The sequence below is a fragment of the Pauljensenia sp. C0254C2 genome (assembly GCF_056583835.1).
In genome coordinates this window covers 123,300-138,397 of record NZ_JBWPJO010000003.1, presented here as the reverse complement: position 1 = coordinate 138,397, position 15,098 = coordinate 123,300, and the positions used below count along the sequence as shown (strand labels likewise).

Genomic DNA, 15,098 nt, shown 5'->3' with positions numbered 1-15,098 from the left:
AGAAGATTGCCCACGATGCGCACCTGCTGTGCACAAAATGCCGCATGAACGGACAATAGAATTATGACGACACCGATCGACGTACCGTTGACCACCGATGAGCCCGTGGCATCTGTCCTGCGTATTCTGCGATTGACCGAAGATGCCGAGCACGAGGACACCTTCACTGCTCACTCCCTGCCGCAGGTGAGGCGCGTATACGGAGGACAGGTCATCGCACAGTCGTTGCTGGCGTCAATGGCCACCATTGACCAGGACGATCGGCTTCCCCACTCCTTCCATGCCTACTTTCTGCGCGGCGGCGACCCGCAAGCTCCATTTACACTGCACGTCAACCGTTTGCGCAATGGCCGTTCCTTTTCGTCGCGTTCCGTGACATGCAGGCAGTCTGAACGCGAAATTCTCACACTCGCCGCATCCTTCCAGAGCCCTGAATCCAGTCTGACATACGAGATTGAAGCGCCGGATGTGCCCGGCCCCGATTCCTGCGACTCAGCATTGGAGCTCTTCCGCATGATGAATCACCCGGTGGGCCGATTCCTCGGCAAGACTGCTGCATTCGATGTTCGTCATGTCCAGGACAGTTTGTATGTCAAACCCGACCCTCACCCCACGAATCGCCAGCAGCTTTGGATGCGTCCGCGCTCTCCGATCCCCTCCCAGGTCAGTCAGCTCATTCACCGCGCGCTTCTGGCATACGTCGTCGACCAAGTCATGTTGGAACCAGCCATGCGCGCCACCTCATTGTGCTGGATGACTCCAGGTTTGTCGGCCGCTTCCCTGGACCACGCCATGTGGTTCCATCACGATGTTGATATCAACGACTGGCTGCTTTTTGACGGCACGTGCACCAGTGTCAATAACGGTAGAGTCCTGACCCATATGCAGATTTTCTCCTCCAACGGCAGGCTCGTTGCCGATGCCAACCAGCAGGGCATGATGCGTGTGCCACGCGGCGGTGTGCATGGCTCAGGCCGATGGGAGTTCATGGATGGCGACACGGCCACGGTCGCACCTGCTTAAGAAATGGAGTCCAATATGAGCATCTCTGCCCTGACCATTGCGGTCGCCACGCCGCTGCCCTCTGACCTGGTTGAACCACTCATGCAGTGCGATCCGCGCCTGCTGGTGGATTACCGCCCCCATTTGCTGCTGCCTCAGCGCTGGGTCGGTGACTGGGGTGGCGACACGAGCGTGACCCGCACCGACCAGGAGCACGCCGAGTACGTCCAGATGCTCACCCACGCTGACATTCTTCTGGGTATTCCTGATTCCTCCGCTCGCCTGCTGCGCGAGGTCGTCGAACACAACCCGAGACTTCGCTGGGTGCACACAATGGCTGCCGGAGGCGGCGCACAAGTCAAGTCTGCCGGCCTGTCTGTAGATGACCTCCAGCGCGTCACCTTCACCACCAGCGCGGGTGTCCACGGCACGACGCTCGCTGAGTTCGCACTGTTTGGCCTTCTCGCCGGCGCGAAAGATCTGCCCCGGCTGCACTCTGATCAACGCGCGCACCACTGGCCTGACCGCTACCCGATGCGCCACTTATCTGAAATGACCGTTCTGATCATGGGCACAGGTGGCATCGGCCGCGTTGTCGCGCACCGCCTTCACGCTCTCGGTGCGACCGTATGGGCAACCTCGCGTTCGGGCACACCGGTCGAGGGCGTGGATCGGCTCATCGCGATGGATGACCTGCACGATGCTCTGGGTCAGTGCGATGGCCTGGTGATCACTCTGCCTGGCACATCAGCCACCCGCCATATGATTGATGCCGCCGCGTTCGCGTCAATGAAACCGGGGATGATCCTGGTCAATGTGGGTCGAGGAACGGTGATTGACGAGGGCGCCCTCGTCGATGCCCTGGATGGGCAGCGCGTAGCTTTTGCTGCACTTGACGTAACGGAGACCGAACCTCTTCAGGATGACTCTGCCCTGTGGGATCATCCCCGTGTCCTGATCAGTCCTCACACGGCTGCGCTCTCAGCGCATGAAGGAGAGCGTATCATTGAACTCTTCATGGACAATGCGGTGCGCTTCCTGGATGGTCGTCCGCTCCGCAACGTTGTCAACACCATCGAGTTTTACTAGCACCTCGACCCATGCACGCCGCTCCACCACGTAGGCCCCGGACTTTCACGGCTCTGGGCCGTCAGGCCATCGCTTTGATAGCACGCCAGATGGTGCGCGAGGGGCGCCGTACTGTCATTGTTCCGACCTATGCCTGCCTGACGATGATCGTGCCGTGGCAATTGGAAGGCATGCGCATCGAACAGGTGGCGTGCGATCCGGTGATGATGGATCCCGCAGACCTTGAACGAGCCCTTGCCAGGTGCTCAGCTGACGAAACAGTGGTGTTCTACTGCGAGACTTTCGGCTGTCAGCCCTCGCGCGCGCTCAGCGATGTACTCGGTGAAACACGCGGGCGCGGTGTCCGAGTTGTTGCAGACAGAACCCACAGTGTGCTGTGCGATTCGGTGTGCGCCGCTGACATGGAGGTTGTTTCTGCTCGCAAGCTCCTGTCGATTCCGGAGATCGCGTGGGTCGATGGCAAGGTCGACCAGCCCTCTCGACGAAGCGAGGCTGACAATGCGCTGACGCGAGCTCGCCAACAGTTTCTTTCCACTCCGTCGGTTGCAACGTTTGAAGCCGTTGAGGATCTGGCAGATGAGCTGTGGACGCCGGTGTCGCCGTCTCAGGACGCTATGACGGCGCTGGAAGCGGTCGATATGGCCGGGCTCCGTGCAGATGTGCGCCGCACGCGCACACGAGTGGAAGTGGGTCTGCCACCGGGGTGCACAGTAGTCAACGAGGGCGTGTGCGCTCCCCTCGTTGTGCGCACCAATCACGCCGACAAGGCGGCCGACGCACTGTATTCGCGCGGCATTGTCGGACCAATTCATTGGGATCGCCCCGCCAGCAGCCGGCTGGAGTGGCCGAGCGACCTGCTGTGCCTACCGCTGGTGATGACGCCTGACCAGTGCGATCAGTGCATCGAAGTCCTGACCGCTATTCACTCCTGAGTGCTTCGACCGGGTCCTTACGTGAGGCTGCTGAGGACGGGATCAAGCCTGCAATGAAGGTCAGGAACATGGAGATCGCCACCAGTATCGCTGCCGCACCCACCGGCAGGATCGCCACATTATAGATCCCGAAGTTCGCTCCCACAATGAGGTTGGCCGGTATGGTCAGCAGCGCGGAGATGCCGATACCCAGCAGGCCCGCAACCAGACCCACGATCAGGGTTTCCGCATTGAATACGCGACGAATATCCCGCTTGGATGCGCCGATGGCGCGCAGAATGCCGATCTCTTTCTTGCGTTCGAGCACCGAAATATAGGTGATCACGCCGATCATGATGGACGAGACAATCAGTGAAATCGCCACAAATGCGATCAGCACGTAACTCACCACGTTGATGATGGTGGTCACCGATGACATAAGCGTGCCAACCAGGTCACTGTAGTGGATGACCTTTTCCTCATGCCCGTCGGCTCGTTGCTGCTCGTTGTAGCTATCCAGAATGGTGATGATTTCACCCTTGGATTCAAAATCCGCCGGGAAAATGTCGATACGTGAGGGACTGGCCGGATCGGCATACCCCATCTTCGACAGATTCGCGTCGTATGAGGTTGGCTCGGTCATCATCATTTGAGCGATCAGCTCGCTCAGTTCCTTCTCATCCATGTTGAAGTTAAAGGCGCGAGCTAGAGCGTCCTCGTCAATTCCCATCGCTGCCGACATGTTCTGACTGAGCTGGCTCATCTGGTTGGAGATGGCAGTGCCAATTGAATTTTCGAGGATGGAGCCCACCTGCGCTGAAATCTGGTCCGACACAGCCGTCATGGCGTCGTTCATGTAGGCACTCATGGCGGCATTCATCTGCTCAGCGAGAGCCGGGCCTTGAGCTGCCATCTGTTCGTCCATCTGTTGCCCGATCGACTCGCTGATCTGCCCAATGGCCAAGTCCGCCACGCCGCTCAGATCGGCCTGTGTTCCGTTCAGGTTGTCCTCGTTCTGGGCGAGCAATGCCTTTCCCTCCTCCGAGTCGAGGAAGACGGCGAAGTTCGTTGCCACGTCGCTGGCGTCGAGCCCATGCACCATGCAGTACTGGAAGTAGCCTGTCATCACCTGCTCGACCAGTGAGTTCAAGCGTTCAGGCTCGATCGCACTAGCCGCATCCATGCCCAGGTTCTGCCAGTCCACGCTGGCCATCGCGCGCTCAATGTCAATACCGTCCATCAGTGAGCTCATGTCCACTGATCCGAGCATGTCCTCGATACTGAGAGTCGGCAGCATCGACGGGTCAATAGTCAGTCCCGGCATATTCAGGTTCAGGTTCAGTGCCGACGGATCGATTGCCAGCTGCGATTCGTCAAATGTGAACGCCTCGGCCAGGGCGTCCTGGTCCACGCTGATCAATGACTTGAAATCCACCCCGCTGTTGCGCGGATTGTTCTGTTCATCGGCAAAGGTACGCCCCGTGAGAATATTGACTGACTGCTGGTCCAGTTGTGCGGCGACCACGTCGGAGCCGGCCGCCTCGTCCATCAGGTCCCTGACCAGGCTCGACGTGTAGTAGATGCCGGGTTGCAGGGCTGTGGCCGTGACTGATTCAGCGGGCTGCACGATGCCGACAACTCGCAGATCCTTCCCCTTGTCGACCAGACCGGACACAAAATCCTGATCCTTGCGCTTATCGGTCCACACCTTGTGCGTCTCGTCATAGACGTAGTAGTCGGCAGCATTCACAACCTTGAACGCGACACCCATGATGTCGTCGTAGCTGACGTCGATTGAGTCATCAGGGGCATCAATGTCTTCCTGGTTGACGAATTGTGCCACCATTGTCTTGAGTTCTTCCGGATCGCGCAGTCCGAGCGCGTACAGCGCGAAGTCGCTCATCTTTCCTGAGGGAGTGAGGACGGCCAGCGCCTCGTTCGATTCCGTTGGCCAGTGACCGGCAACCATGTCGTACTGTTGCTCGATGAGGGAGAGGTCGTCGCCCAGTTCGTTGAATACGTCAGTGTTCATCGCCTGGTTCATGAAGGCATTCGAGGTGGTGCCTGCGCCGATGCCGAGGGAAGCGAAAGTTGTGTCCGGGTTGACCTGGCGTGGCCCCGATTCCATATCGTCCGCAAAAATCTGAGGCCTGACGTTGTAGCGATACTCGATGGAGCGGGCGTACTGATCGAGGTTGTCTGGATCGGAATCCAGGTATCTCTTGAGCGTGGTCAGATCATTTGAGTCAACCGTTTTGAACATGTTGGTCACCATCGGCATTTCGCCCACGTGTCCACTCTGCACACTGTCCGCGCTGTCTGATTTTTCTGACATTTCCGCGGACGCCTCGAGCATGGACGACATGTTCAGTCCCTGGTTGAAGATCTGGAGAGGATAGACGGAGAGCGTGTCTTCCTCGACGTTCTTGATATAACTGTTCACGCCGTTGGCAAGAGCCAAAATCAATGCAATCCCAATGATGCCGATACTGCCGGCGAAGGATGTCATCAGGGTACGGCCCTTCTTGGTCATCAAGTTGTTGAAGGACAGTCCCAGAGCGGTGAGGAACCCCATCGAGGTCTTCGCATTCTCGCTACTTTGAGTGATCTGACTGCGAGTATGCTCCTCAATCGGGTTGGAGTCGTCCGATACTGTGCCGTCCTTGAGTGTCACGATGCGGGTTGCGTATCGGTCAGCAAGGTCGGGATTGTGCGTCACCATAATCACCAGGCGGTCTTGTGCAATGCCGGTGAGCAGATGCATGATCTGTTCGCTCGTCACCGAGTCCAGGGCGCCTGTCGGCTCGTCAGCCAGAACAATCTCCGGGTCGTTGACCAATGCACGGGCGATGGCCACGCGCTGCATCTGGCCGCCTGACAGCTGGTTGGGGCGTTTGTGGGCGTGCTCCTCGAGGCCGACATCGCGAAGCGCTGCCAAAGCGCGTTGACGCCGATCGGAACGGGAGACACCGGACAGGGTCAACGCCAACTCCACGTTAGCGAGCACGCTCTGGTGTGTGATGAGGTTGTAGCTTTGAAAAACGAAGCCGATCCGGTTATTGCGGTACGTGTCCCAGTCGTGGTCGGAATAGGTGGAAGTGTCAACGTCGTCGACGATGATGGAGCCACTGTCGTAATGATCCAGGCCGCCGACAATGTTGAGTAGCGTCGTCTTGCCTGAACCCGACGGACCCAGGATCGCGACAAATTCGTTGTCGCGGAACTCAATTGAGACATCGTCGAGCGCCTGTTGCGTCAAGTCGCCTGTCGTGTAGGACTTGGTGACGTTATTGAGCTGAAGCATTGTCTGCCTCCTGGGGCATCAGGCCGGTGCTGACCAATTCGAGCCAGCGCGAGCGGATGGAGTGGTCGAAAGCGATGGGGGCGCTGCACAGCAGGATGCCGAAATCCTTGACCATGAAGTCGGTACGCAGCGAGTGGTCGCGGCGCCCGGCGTCAATGATTTCAGTGAGGTTGTGAACAATTCTTTCACGTGTGTGGGCGATTTCCCGATCGCGTAGATCTGAAAAAGATTGGAGATATTCGGCAACTGCCTGCCGGTTGGCGCCGTTGCCGGCCGCCTCAGTCACAATCACAGAGAGCAGATGGGACAGGGCGTCTCCCCCACGGACCTGACCATCTGCGACACGCTTGGCAGTCTCAGTGAAGAGATCACATAGATGGGTCAGAGCCTGCACTGCAACGGCGCGGACAAGCGCCTCTTTTGTCGGGAAATGCCGGTAAAGCGTTCCAACTGCCACTCCGGCTTCCCTCGCGATCTGTTTCATGGAAACACCTGGACCGTGTTTCTTGATCTGTTCACCGGCCGTTGACAAGATGCGCTGCAGATTCAGGCGCGCATCCGAACGGGTCGGGCCGCCCTCGTCAATAGTTAACGCTGCCGTGTGCATGGTGTCATTTCTCTCCCATGTCGTGATCATTTCGGTGAACGTGAATCTAGGTTCATGTTATGAGTGCCGCGCGCTTCACGCATTGTGAGCGTTCCGGATGTGGGCAGCCTCTCCTTGCAGGCTCGTTTATCCGCACGCGCGACGCGCACTGCATAGACTGAACGAATGACTCCCCCTGTCGATACACGCAATCATGAAATCACCGCTCCAGGACCGCTGCTTGTGCCTGGCGGAACGTTGAGGGAACCTGGCTGGGCACGCTCCCCTCTGCTGGACTACGACCGGCAGGCAATCACTGCTCCCCGGTGGCGCATCAAGGAATGGGACTACTACATTGCGCTCACAGATACCACCGCCCTTGCCTTCACTGTGTGCGACGGCGGCTACTTCGGTATGGTGTCGGTGTCGTGGGTGGATCTGACTGCTCCAAGTGAACACACTGAAACCGTTCTGATACCTCTGCCCATGGGACGGCTCAAACTTCCCCGCTCCTCCACTGCAGGGGTAAGCCAGTTTGTCAATTCTCGCGTCCGGATACGCTTCGAGACGACTTCTACAGGTCGAAAGATTCGCTGCCACATGAAGAACTTCAGCGAGAGTGAGGACTTCAAGTGCGTGCTGACCATGGAGCAACTGGGCATGGATTCACTGGTGATTGCCACGCCCTGGGCTGAAGATCCCCGTGCCTTCTACTACAACCAGAAGGTCAACTGTATGCCGGTTCGTGGAAGCGCAACATGGGGTTCGCGCCGCGTCGACTTCGATGCGGCGACGGATTTTTGCACCCTTGACTGGGGGCGCGGGGTGTGGACCTACGACAATCGCTGGTACTGGGGTTCAGGGAATGCACGCATCGACGGCGTTCCCTTCGGATTCAACATCGGTTATGGTTTCGGCGATACCTCGGCCGCCAGCGAAAACGTCATATTTTATGATGGCGTCGCGCACAAACTTGATGACGTGTTATTCCAGATACCTCATTCCTACACCGATCCGTGGCAATTCACGTCTAGCGACCACCGCTTCGAAACAGTCTTTGAGCCGATCATCGATCGCAGCGCGAGCATGTCGGTTGGCCCTGTCGCCACCGAGCAGCACCAGGTTTTCGGACGCATGAGCGGACACGTCGTACTCGACGACGGCACAGACCTCGAACTGCGCGATATCGTGTGTTTTGCCGAGGACGTCCACAACCGCTACTGACTCATTCGTCGATCTAGGCCAGTCGGTCAGTTCACCGATCCTTACTGATCAAAAGCATTCTCGCACCAAGCGGCTCTTATTCCACGTTAGTGGCTCGGAGCCCATTGACGCACGTATGAGCACAATCCACGACAAGAAAAAAACCCGGAAACCTGCAATTTCCGGGAAAAATCGTCGGGCTGGCGGGATTTGAACCCACGACCCCTTGACCCCCAGTCAAGTGCGCTACCAAGCTGCGCCACAGCCCGAAGTTCGCCGTCACGGCGACCTGACTACTTTAGCTCACGAAAGCAGTCCTTTCCAAGTTGACCGACTTGATGCCGATCACATCGCGCGGTGTCTTGTTCAGCCCCGCACCGTTCGATAGGCTCCACTCATGTCATCGCCAGATTACTTTGCCAACGATTCGCGTACGAACCGCCAGCGTATGCTTGATGAAGACTTCTATATCGGCGACGATCCGGAGAACGCTCGAATCGCCCAGAAAGCCATTGAGCTATCTGAGCAGTATCGCCTCGCGATCATTGCGGGCAACGCGCAGGCACGTGAGATTTTGTGCGAATTACTCGGCTCGTTTGGCGCACGTTCCTACATTAGGCCGCCTCTGAGCGTCGACTATGGTGAGAACCTGCATGTCGGTGACCGCACATTCATCAATATGAATCTGGTTGCCCTTGACGTTGCCGCCATCTACATCGGTGATGACTGTCAGATTGGCCCGAACGTTCAACTCCTGACGCCCATTCACCCACTGGCACCCATTCCTCGGCGCGACAAACTAGAGGCCGCGCGCTCCATCCGACTGGGCGACAATGTCTGGCTCGGAGGCGGTGTCATCGTGTGTCCAGGAGTGACAATTGGCGATAACACAGTTGTTGGTGCCGGTTCGGTTGTGACGCGAGATCTGCCGGCGAATGTCGTCGCAGTGGGGACACCTGCACGCGTAGTGAAAGACCTCGATCCGGAGGATACCCGCCTGGAATAGACCCCATATTTCCAGCGCAAACGATCTGTACATCACATGTCGACGCGCGCCCTGCCAATTCGCCGCTGTTGTCCCTAGACTCCATAGCGGGAATGGTCGCGCGTCTTGGCTTGAGGAGTCCACTGGCATGAACAAGGTTGGCATCGGAGTGTCCTTATTGGCATCCGTCACGTTCGCCGCTTTCACGTATATTGCCAAATTTACGCCGCCATTGAGCGGCACACAGTTGTGGGGCTGGCGCATCATGCTGACAGTACCCGGAATCATCCTCACTTTCATCGTGACCGGTCGCGGACGCTCCCTCGTTCGTGAAATACAGACCGTACGGGAAAATCCATCCCGACTGCTCAGCTACGCCTTTTGCGCGCCCATGCTGGCAGTGCAAATGCTGCTTTTTGGGTGGGCACCACAAATGGGCAGGACGCTTGAACTGGCACTGGGATACTTCCTCATGCCGGTCGTTATGGTGTTGGCGGGGCGTTTCGTGTACAAGGAACGCATGAGTCCCCTCTCGGCTCTTGCGGCTGTACTGGCCGGATGCGCCGTCATCTATCAGGTCGCCTCGACAGGGCAGCTCGGGTGGGTCGCTCTCATCGTCGCTCTGGGATACCCCCTGTACTTCATGGTTCATAAGTATTTCCATACCGAGGGTGTCTCCGCGCTCACGTGGGAAATGATCCTCGCCTCTCCACTGGCACTGTGGTTCGCACTGGCACGCGGTGGCGTCAATGTCCCACGAGAAAATCCCCGACTGATCTGGATCATTCTGCTGATCGGCGCTGTCTCAGTGGTCGCCATGATCGTGTACGCATTGTCTGCGCGGATGCTGCCGTACAGTGTGTTCGGGTTGATGACCTACGTCGAACCCGTCCTGGTCTCCCTGCTCGCTATGGCAGCTGGAGAGCGCATCAGTCCTGGCGAAATCATCTTGTATATCGGAATCTACACCGCTGTTGGCCTGTTGGGTGTGGACGGCCTGTTGGCAATTGTGCACCGTGAACGCTGGCGTGCCTTCCCAGCTCGTCCATGGATCAAACGTCGCCGCAGAAAGTCGCCGCGTTCCCGTCACTTCAGGCGCGATCGCACATCCCGGTCGATCAACTCCACCAACTGATCGACCACTTGATCAATTGTCAGATCAGAGGTGTCGATCGGCGTCACACCGGCCGCCGGTGTCATGAACTCCGACACTGTTGAATCCGCGGCGTCGCGCCCCTGGACCTGTGCACGCGTTGCTTCCAAAGCCTCGGCATCCACACGACCATACAGTTCCAGTGTCCGCCTGCGCAGCCGTGCTTCGGGGTCGGCACTCAGCAGCACCCTGACATCGGCATCCGGGCACACCACCGTTGTGATGTCACGGCCTTCAGCGACCATACCGTGACCGTTTGCGCGTGCTTCCATCATGCGGCGGCGCTGCTCACGCGCCATCCAGTGACGCACTTCCATATTGGTTGCCACCTGGGACACCACGCCAGAGATCCGGGGCGTGCGGATATCGAGGGTAATCTCCCGTTCCCCCATGAAGAAGTGGGGATCCTGTGGATCAGAGTCCATACGAAGCGGCATTTGGTCTGCTGCAGCCGTGACTGCGTGATGGTCAGCCAGGTCCACCCCAGATTCCAGGGCGAACCACGTGAGCGCACGATACATCGCACCCGTGTCGAGGTATCCGATGCCCACGCGCGACGCCACGCGTCTGGAGACAGTTGATTTTCCAGACCCTGCGCTGCCGTCGATGGCAACCGTGACGCCGACACGTTCAATTCCCTCACGCAACGCTGCATCGAAATCTGTAACAACTGGTGCGTCCTGGTCGCCCATCACACTGCTCCTACTCTGTACTCGCATGCGCAATAATGCGCCATCCGCGTTTAACCAACTCGACCTCCGCCTCACGCGCACGCGTCGGATCCACCATGATGCGAGCCACACCAACCCGCTGGCGGGCAGCATGGTCAACCGTGAAGTCTTCAATGTTCACGCCGATCGACCCCAGTTCCGTAAACAGGTGCCCAAGCTCGCCAGGCTCATCTGGCACCAGAACCTCAACCTCGGCGAAATGGACAGGAACGCCACCGTGCTTGCCCGGAATACGTTCGACTCCACGGTTGCCTGCTTCCATGACGCGGTTTACCGCACCGACCGATCCACCCGTCAGCGGACCGCCTTGGGCGGCGCGATGCAGATGCTCGCGAAGGGCGTTTAAATCGTCACTGAGTGCATCCAAAACCTGCGTGATTGGACCAGCGTTGCCAGCCAGGATGACGGTCCACAACCGAGGGTCCGACGCTGCAATCCTGGTCGTATCACGCAATCCCTGGCCAGCCAGGGACAATGCTTCACTGGGCGCGTCCGCCAAGCGCGCGGCAAGCAGCGAGGACACCAATTGCGGCACATGAGACACCAGAGCAACTGCATGATCATGGGTGGAAGCATCCAGCTGCACAACAACCGCCCCAACATCCGTCGCCAACGTGCGGACCGCGACGATCGCCTTGTTCGATGAGGCCTCGTGCGCGACCACCACCCAGGGCCTGCCGATAAACAGGTCGGGATCTGCCGCCCCCGCGCCGGAGCGTTCACGACCTGCCATCGGGTGCGAACCAACGTATCGCGCTGCCAACGTGGCATCACCTGTGGATGTGGCCAGCTCCAGGACCTCCTGCTGCACAGCGCTCTTAACGGACGCCACGTCCGTGACAACGGCTTCAGGGTAGTCCTGCAAAGCGCGCACCACGCACTCCCCTGCCACGTCAGGTGGGGTCGCCACGACGACAAGGAGCGGCTCGACGGTCCTCACCGTCTGCAGGGCTCGGCCCGCTCCCATGTCAACGGCAAGCTGCTCAGAGGTGGGAGATGCATCGCTGAGAAATACGTCGATCCCTCCCCTGCTCAACGCGAGGCCGAGGGAGGCGCCCAACAGACCAGATCCAATAATCAGAACTGGGCCATGCGTCCCGACTGCGCCTGCCATTACAGGCCTACGCAGGAGTACAGGCCGACGAGCATGTTCCCCTTCACGCGGCGCGTCGTGCCTGGTTGCAGGCGCTCGAGGCGAATAGGGCCGAACTCGGTGCGTACCAGTTCGCGCACTGGGAAGCCGACCGCATCCATGAGTCGACGCACCAGACGGTTGCGCCCCTCGTGCACGCGGATCTCAACAGCCGTGATGTCGCCGAAGGTTTCAACAACCCTGAAACCGTCAACGGCAATCGGACCGTCTTCGAGTTCAATTCCCTTGAGCAGCTGCTTGCGCACCTGAGGCTTGACCTCACCGTGGACGCGCGCCACGTATGTCTTGGGCACCTCATAGCTCGGATGTGTCAAACGGTTGGCCAACTCACCGTCATTGGTCAACAGCAACAGTCCTGACGTATCAATGTCCAGGCGTCCGACGTGATAGAGGCGCTCCGGGTAGTCTCCAATGATGTCGGTCAGACAGGGACGCCCCTCAGGGTCATCCATCGTTGAGACCATGCCGACCGGCTTGTTCAGCGCCATGACGATGTGTTTCGACTCGTCTGTGATCACCAGATCGCCGTCTACGTGGATAACCTGATGGCCGGGGTCGACACGCGTGCCCATCGCAGTTACTACATGGCCGTCCACGCTCACGCGTCCCTCGCGGATCAGCTCTTCGGCAGCGCGCCGCGAGGCGATTCCTGCTTGAGACAAGACCTTTTGCAGCCGAATTCCACCTTGTACGTGTGGATCGTTTCTCACAGTGTCTCCTCCATGTCATGAGCCAATTCGTCAAGCTCGTCGCTTTCGGGCAGGTAGGGTGCCAAGGGCACCAGCTCGTCCAGAGAGTTCATCCCCATGCGCTCCAGGAACATGTCAGTTGTCCCGTACATTCGGGCACCTGACGGCGCCAGCCCCACTTCTTCAATCAACCCGCGTGCCACCAGCGTACGCACAACCGAGTCAACATTCACGCCTCGAATGTGTGAGATTCGCGCCCGCGTCACCGGCTGGCGGTATGCCACCACCGCCAGTGTTTCCAATGCGGCCTGACTGAGTTTGGATGATTCGGAGCCGACGATGAAGCGGCCCACCATGGATGCCCACTGAGATGAGGAATAGATGCGCCACCCTCCAGCGGCGTGGCGCAGTTCGAATCCACGCGCCCTCGTGCCGGGGATTCGGCCCGCATACTCGTGGGCGAGGTGTTCCAGCGCGGTGGTCACATCATCTTCATCAGTGTCTAACGCATCAGCGAGTTGAGCGGCACTGACGGGTGCGTCGGCGACCATCAAGATCGCTTCCAGTGCGCAGTACAGCGCGTCGGACGGCTCACTCATTGTTCCTCCATTGACGAGGGCGTCTCCCCCTCGTAGTCATCGATCGGCACCTCGTCCAATGTGGTTCCGTTCCATTTCACCGTCAGTTCGCCCAGTGCTTCGGCCTGATCAAACTCAATAATAGTGCGGCGGAAAAGTTCCAGGACCGCCAGAAACCGCGACACCACGACAGCTGTGCTCTCAGCATCTGCGATGAGCGCGTGGAACGTCATCACCGGCTGGGCGCGCAGTTTATTCATGAGGATCGGAACCTGCGTGGCGACCGGGATCACCGGGTCGTGCAGGTGGGCGATCTGCACAGCAGGTGGGCGGTTGCTGAGCGCATCGGCCGCTAGGCGCGCAAGATCTTCGGCACTAATGGTCCACACCAGTTCAGGCAGCAGTGCAGCGAAATGCGGTTCCAGTGCGACGTCCCGGGCGTATGACCCGTCGAAATCTCCCAGTCGTGAAGCGATGCTACCGGCGGCCATTTTGAATGCCCGGTATTGCAGCAGGCGCGAAAACAGCAGGTCGCGTGCTTCCAGATCTTCCAGGTCGACATCTGTTTCATCGACGTCACGCGGAAGAAGGTGTGCCGCCTTCATGTTAAGCAGCGTGGCCGCCACGACGAGGAATTCCGTGGTGCGTGACAGGTCCGGGAATGCGCTCATGTGAGCGATGAACTCGTCGGTCACTTCTGCCAAGGCGACCTCGGTAATGTCGAGGCGCTTGCGTGAAATCAGCTGCAGCAGCAGATCAAAGGGACCTTCGAATACGTCCAGTGTGACTCGAAATTGATCGATGGTCCCTTCGTCAATGATCTCAGGCGACGCCACCACGAGCAACCACTTCTCGAGCCAGGCGGCGGTACGCTTGCGCTCCAGGATGCGTTGGTGCATACGTGGTGATCGGTTCAGTCGCCACCGACGCGTCAGGGAATTTCACCGTGCGACGGATCCTGGTCGAAAACACCAGGTCACCGAATGCTTCACTGAGCCGCTCCAGGACTTCACGCGTGTGCAGCGTGCGGGTATCGACCATCGTGGCCACGATTCCGTCAATGTTCAGCCGCGGGTTGATCCGGTCACGCACCGTCTCGATGGTCTCGACCAGTAGCGCCACACCTCGCAGGGCAAAAAACTCAGCCTCTACCGGCACGATCACGCCGTGGGAAGCGCTCAACGCGTTCACGGTCAGCAGGCCCAGTGACGGCTGGCAGTCAATGAGGATGACGTCGTATTCATCAGCCACCGAACGCAGCACACGTGCAAGAGCGGATTCGCGCGCCACTTCGTTGACCAGTTGGACTTCCGCAGCAGACAGGTCGATATTCGCCGGCAGGACGTCAAGATTGTCCACCGCCGTGGGCACGATGGCCGTATGCGCATCCGGTTTGGACGCCATCAGCAGCGTGTAAATCGTCTGGTCCAGTTCCAGGGCATTGATGCCCAGACCCACCGATGCGGCACCTTGCGGATCGAAGTCGACGATCAGCACACGCCTGCCGTATTCAGCAAGCGCGGCACCCAGGTTGATGGTCGTCGTGGTCTTGCCGACGCCGCCCTTCTGGTTGCACATGGCAATAATGCGTGCAGGGCCGTGCCCTTTGAGCGGCTCAGGAACAGGGAAATCTTCTTCCTCGTTGGTGGTGCCACCCAAATCCGTTACCAATGCAGGTTGATCATCATGAGTCACGCTCTTAGCCTAGTTCATT

14 protein-coding genes and 1 tRNA gene are annotated in these 15,098 nt (G+C 58.8%); 6 read left to right on the top strand and 9 right to left on the bottom strand.

What is annotated here, in order from left to right:
- The first annotated feature begins 63 nt into the window (after positions 1-63).
- The 3 genes from AC1DA5_RS03565 to AC1DA5_RS03555 are packed head-to-tail and all read left to right on the top strand — an operon-like array spanning position 64 to position 3,023.
- Positions 64-1,023: an acyl-CoA thioesterase gene (locus tag AC1DA5_RS03565; protein ID WP_285014091.1), complete on the top strand. Its 960-nt coding sequence runs from the start codon at positions 64-66 to the stop codon at positions 1,021-1,023.
- Positions 1,024-1,038: 15 nt separating this feature from the next.
- Positions 1,039-2,091 (top strand): D-2-hydroxyacid dehydrogenase, encoded by a 1,053-nt coding sequence (locus AC1DA5_RS03560; protein ID WP_480289240.1) that lies wholly within the window; start codon positions 1,039-1,041, stop codon positions 2,089-2,091.
- 11 nt (positions 2,092-2,102) lie between these two features.
- Entirely contained in the window at positions 2,103-3,023 is a 921-nt protein-coding gene (locus AC1DA5_RS03555; RefSeq protein ID WP_070727171.1) for a hypothetical protein, read from the top strand.
- On the opposite strand, the gene AC1DA5_RS03550 is transcribed toward AC1DA5_RS03555, so the two are convergent.
- Together AC1DA5_RS03550 and AC1DA5_RS03545 are read right to left on the bottom strand one after the other, a co-directional pair.
- Positions 3,010-6,306: an ABC transporter ATP-binding protein/permease gene (locus AC1DA5_RS03550; RefSeq protein ID WP_480289238.1), complete on the bottom strand. Its 3,297-nt coding sequence runs from the start codon at positions 6,304-6,306 to the stop codon at positions 3,010-3,012. The genes AC1DA5_RS03555 and AC1DA5_RS03550 overlap by 14 nt on opposite strands.
- Positions 6,290-6,943, bottom strand: coding sequence for a TetR/AcrR family transcriptional regulator (locus AC1DA5_RS03545; protein WP_070727167.1), 654 nt, complete (start codon positions 6,941-6,943; stop codon positions 6,290-6,292). Before AC1DA5_RS03545 ends, AC1DA5_RS03550 begins: the two co-directional genes overlap by 17 nt.
- A gap of 135 nt (positions 6,944-7,078) precedes the next feature.
- Between AC1DA5_RS03545 and AC1DA5_RS03540 the strand changes: the two genes are divergently transcribed.
- Positions 7,079-8,116: a DUF2804 domain-containing protein gene (locus AC1DA5_RS03540; RefSeq protein ID WP_070727163.1), complete on the top strand. Its 1,038-nt coding sequence runs from the start codon at positions 7,079-7,081 to the stop codon at positions 8,114-8,116.
- Between the two features lie 174 nt (positions 8,117-8,290).
- Here AC1DA5_RS03540 and AC1DA5_RS03535 read toward each other — a convergent pair.
- Positions 8,291-8,364 (bottom strand) — tRNA-Pro (locus AC1DA5_RS03535).
- 128 nt (positions 8,365-8,492) lie between these two features.
- Here AC1DA5_RS03535 and AC1DA5_RS03530 point away from each other — a divergent pair.
- A complete protein-coding gene (locus AC1DA5_RS03530; protein ID WP_480289236.1) occupies positions 8,493-9,101 on the top strand; it encodes a sugar O-acetyltransferase in 609 nt (202 codons plus the stop codon).
- 127 nt (positions 9,102-9,228) lie between these two features.
- A complete protein-coding gene (gene rarD, locus AC1DA5_RS03525; RefSeq protein WP_092648581.1) occupies positions 9,229-10,215 on the top strand; it encodes an EamA family transporter RarD in 987 nt (328 codons plus the stop codon).
- Here rarD and cmk read toward each other — a convergent pair.
- Genes cmk through AC1DA5_RS03495 form a run of 6 tightly spaced genes read right to left on the bottom strand, consistent with a single transcriptional unit; the run spans position 10,167 to position 15,079 of the window.
- The gene (cmk, locus tag AC1DA5_RS03520) at positions 10,167-10,925 is read right to left on the bottom strand and encodes a (d)CMP kinase (protein WP_092648580.1); all 759 of its coding nucleotides are present in this window, start codon (positions 10,923-10,925) and stop codon (positions 10,167-10,169) included. The two genes, rarD and cmk, sit on opposite strands and share 49 nt — an antisense overlap.
- Positions 10,926-10,935: 10 nt before the next feature.
- Entirely contained in the window at positions 10,936-12,078 is a 1,143-nt protein-coding gene (locus tag AC1DA5_RS03515) for a prephenate dehydrogenase (protein WP_092648579.1), read from the bottom strand.
- Positions 12,078-12,827 carry a pseudouridine synthase gene (locus tag AC1DA5_RS03510; RefSeq protein WP_058236677.1) on the bottom strand — a complete coding sequence of 250 codons (750 nt, stop codon included), beginning with the start codon at positions 12,825-12,827 and terminating at the stop codon, positions 12,078-12,080. Before AC1DA5_RS03510 ends, AC1DA5_RS03515 begins: the two co-directional genes overlap by 1 nt.
- Entirely contained in the window at positions 12,824-13,405 is a 582-nt protein-coding gene (gene scpB / locus AC1DA5_RS03505; RefSeq protein WP_058236676.1) for an SMC-Scp complex subunit ScpB, read from the bottom strand. The genes AC1DA5_RS03510 and scpB overlap by 4 nt, the downstream gene beginning before the upstream one ends.
- On the bottom strand, positions 13,402-14,223 hold the full coding sequence (locus tag AC1DA5_RS03500) for a segregation and condensation protein A (protein WP_371935805.1): 822 nt from the start codon (positions 14,221-14,223) through the stop codon (positions 13,402-13,404). Before AC1DA5_RS03500 ends, scpB begins: the two co-directional genes overlap by 4 nt.
- Positions 14,207-15,079, bottom strand: coding sequence for a ParA family protein (locus tag AC1DA5_RS03495; protein WP_193600039.1), 873 nt, complete (start codon positions 15,077-15,079; stop codon positions 14,207-14,209). The genes AC1DA5_RS03500 and AC1DA5_RS03495 overlap by 17 nt, the downstream gene beginning before the upstream one ends.
- Positions 15,080-15,098: the final 19 nt, after the last annotated feature.

Bases quoted from the DNA above. Each gene is read 5' to 3' on its own strand.
- AC1DA5_RS03565 (WP_285014091.1), top strand. From the start codon at position 64: ATGACGACACCGATCGACGTACCGTTGACCACCGATGAGCCCGTGGCA.
- AC1DA5_RS03560 (WP_480289240.1), top strand. From the start codon at position 1,039: ATGAGCATCTCTGCCCTGACCATTGCGGTCGCCACGCCGCTGCCCTCT.
- AC1DA5_RS03555 (WP_070727171.1), top strand. From the start codon at position 2,103: ATGCACGCCGCTCCACCACGTAGGCCCCGGACTTTCACGGCTCTGGGC.
- AC1DA5_RS03550 (WP_480289238.1), bottom strand. From the start codon at position 6,306: ATGCTTCAGCTCAATAACGTCACCAAGTCCTACACGACAGGCGACTTG.
- AC1DA5_RS03545 (WP_070727167.1), bottom strand. From the start codon at position 6,943: ATGATCACGACATGGGAGAGAAATGACACCATGCACACGGCAGCGTTA.
- AC1DA5_RS03540 (WP_070727163.1), top strand. From the start codon at position 7,079: ATGACTCCCCCTGTCGATACACGCAATCATGAAATCACCGCTCCAGGA.
- AC1DA5_RS03530 (WP_480289236.1), top strand. From the start codon at position 8,493: ATGTCATCGCCAGATTACTTTGCCAACGATTCGCGTACGAACCGCCAG.
- rarD (WP_092648581.1), top strand. From the start codon at position 9,229: ATGAACAAGGTTGGCATCGGAGTGTCCTTATTGGCATCCGTCACGTTC.
- cmk (WP_092648580.1), bottom strand. From the start codon at position 10,925: ATGGGCGACCAGGACGCACCAGTTGTTACAGATTTCGATGCAGCGTTG.
- AC1DA5_RS03515 (WP_092648579.1), bottom strand. From the start codon at position 12,078: ATGGCAGGCGCAGTCGGGACGCATGGCCCAGTTCTGATTATTGGATCT.
- scpB (WP_058236676.1), bottom strand. From the start codon at position 13,405: ATGAGTGAGCCGTCCGACGCGCTGTACTGCGCACTGGAAGCGATCTTG.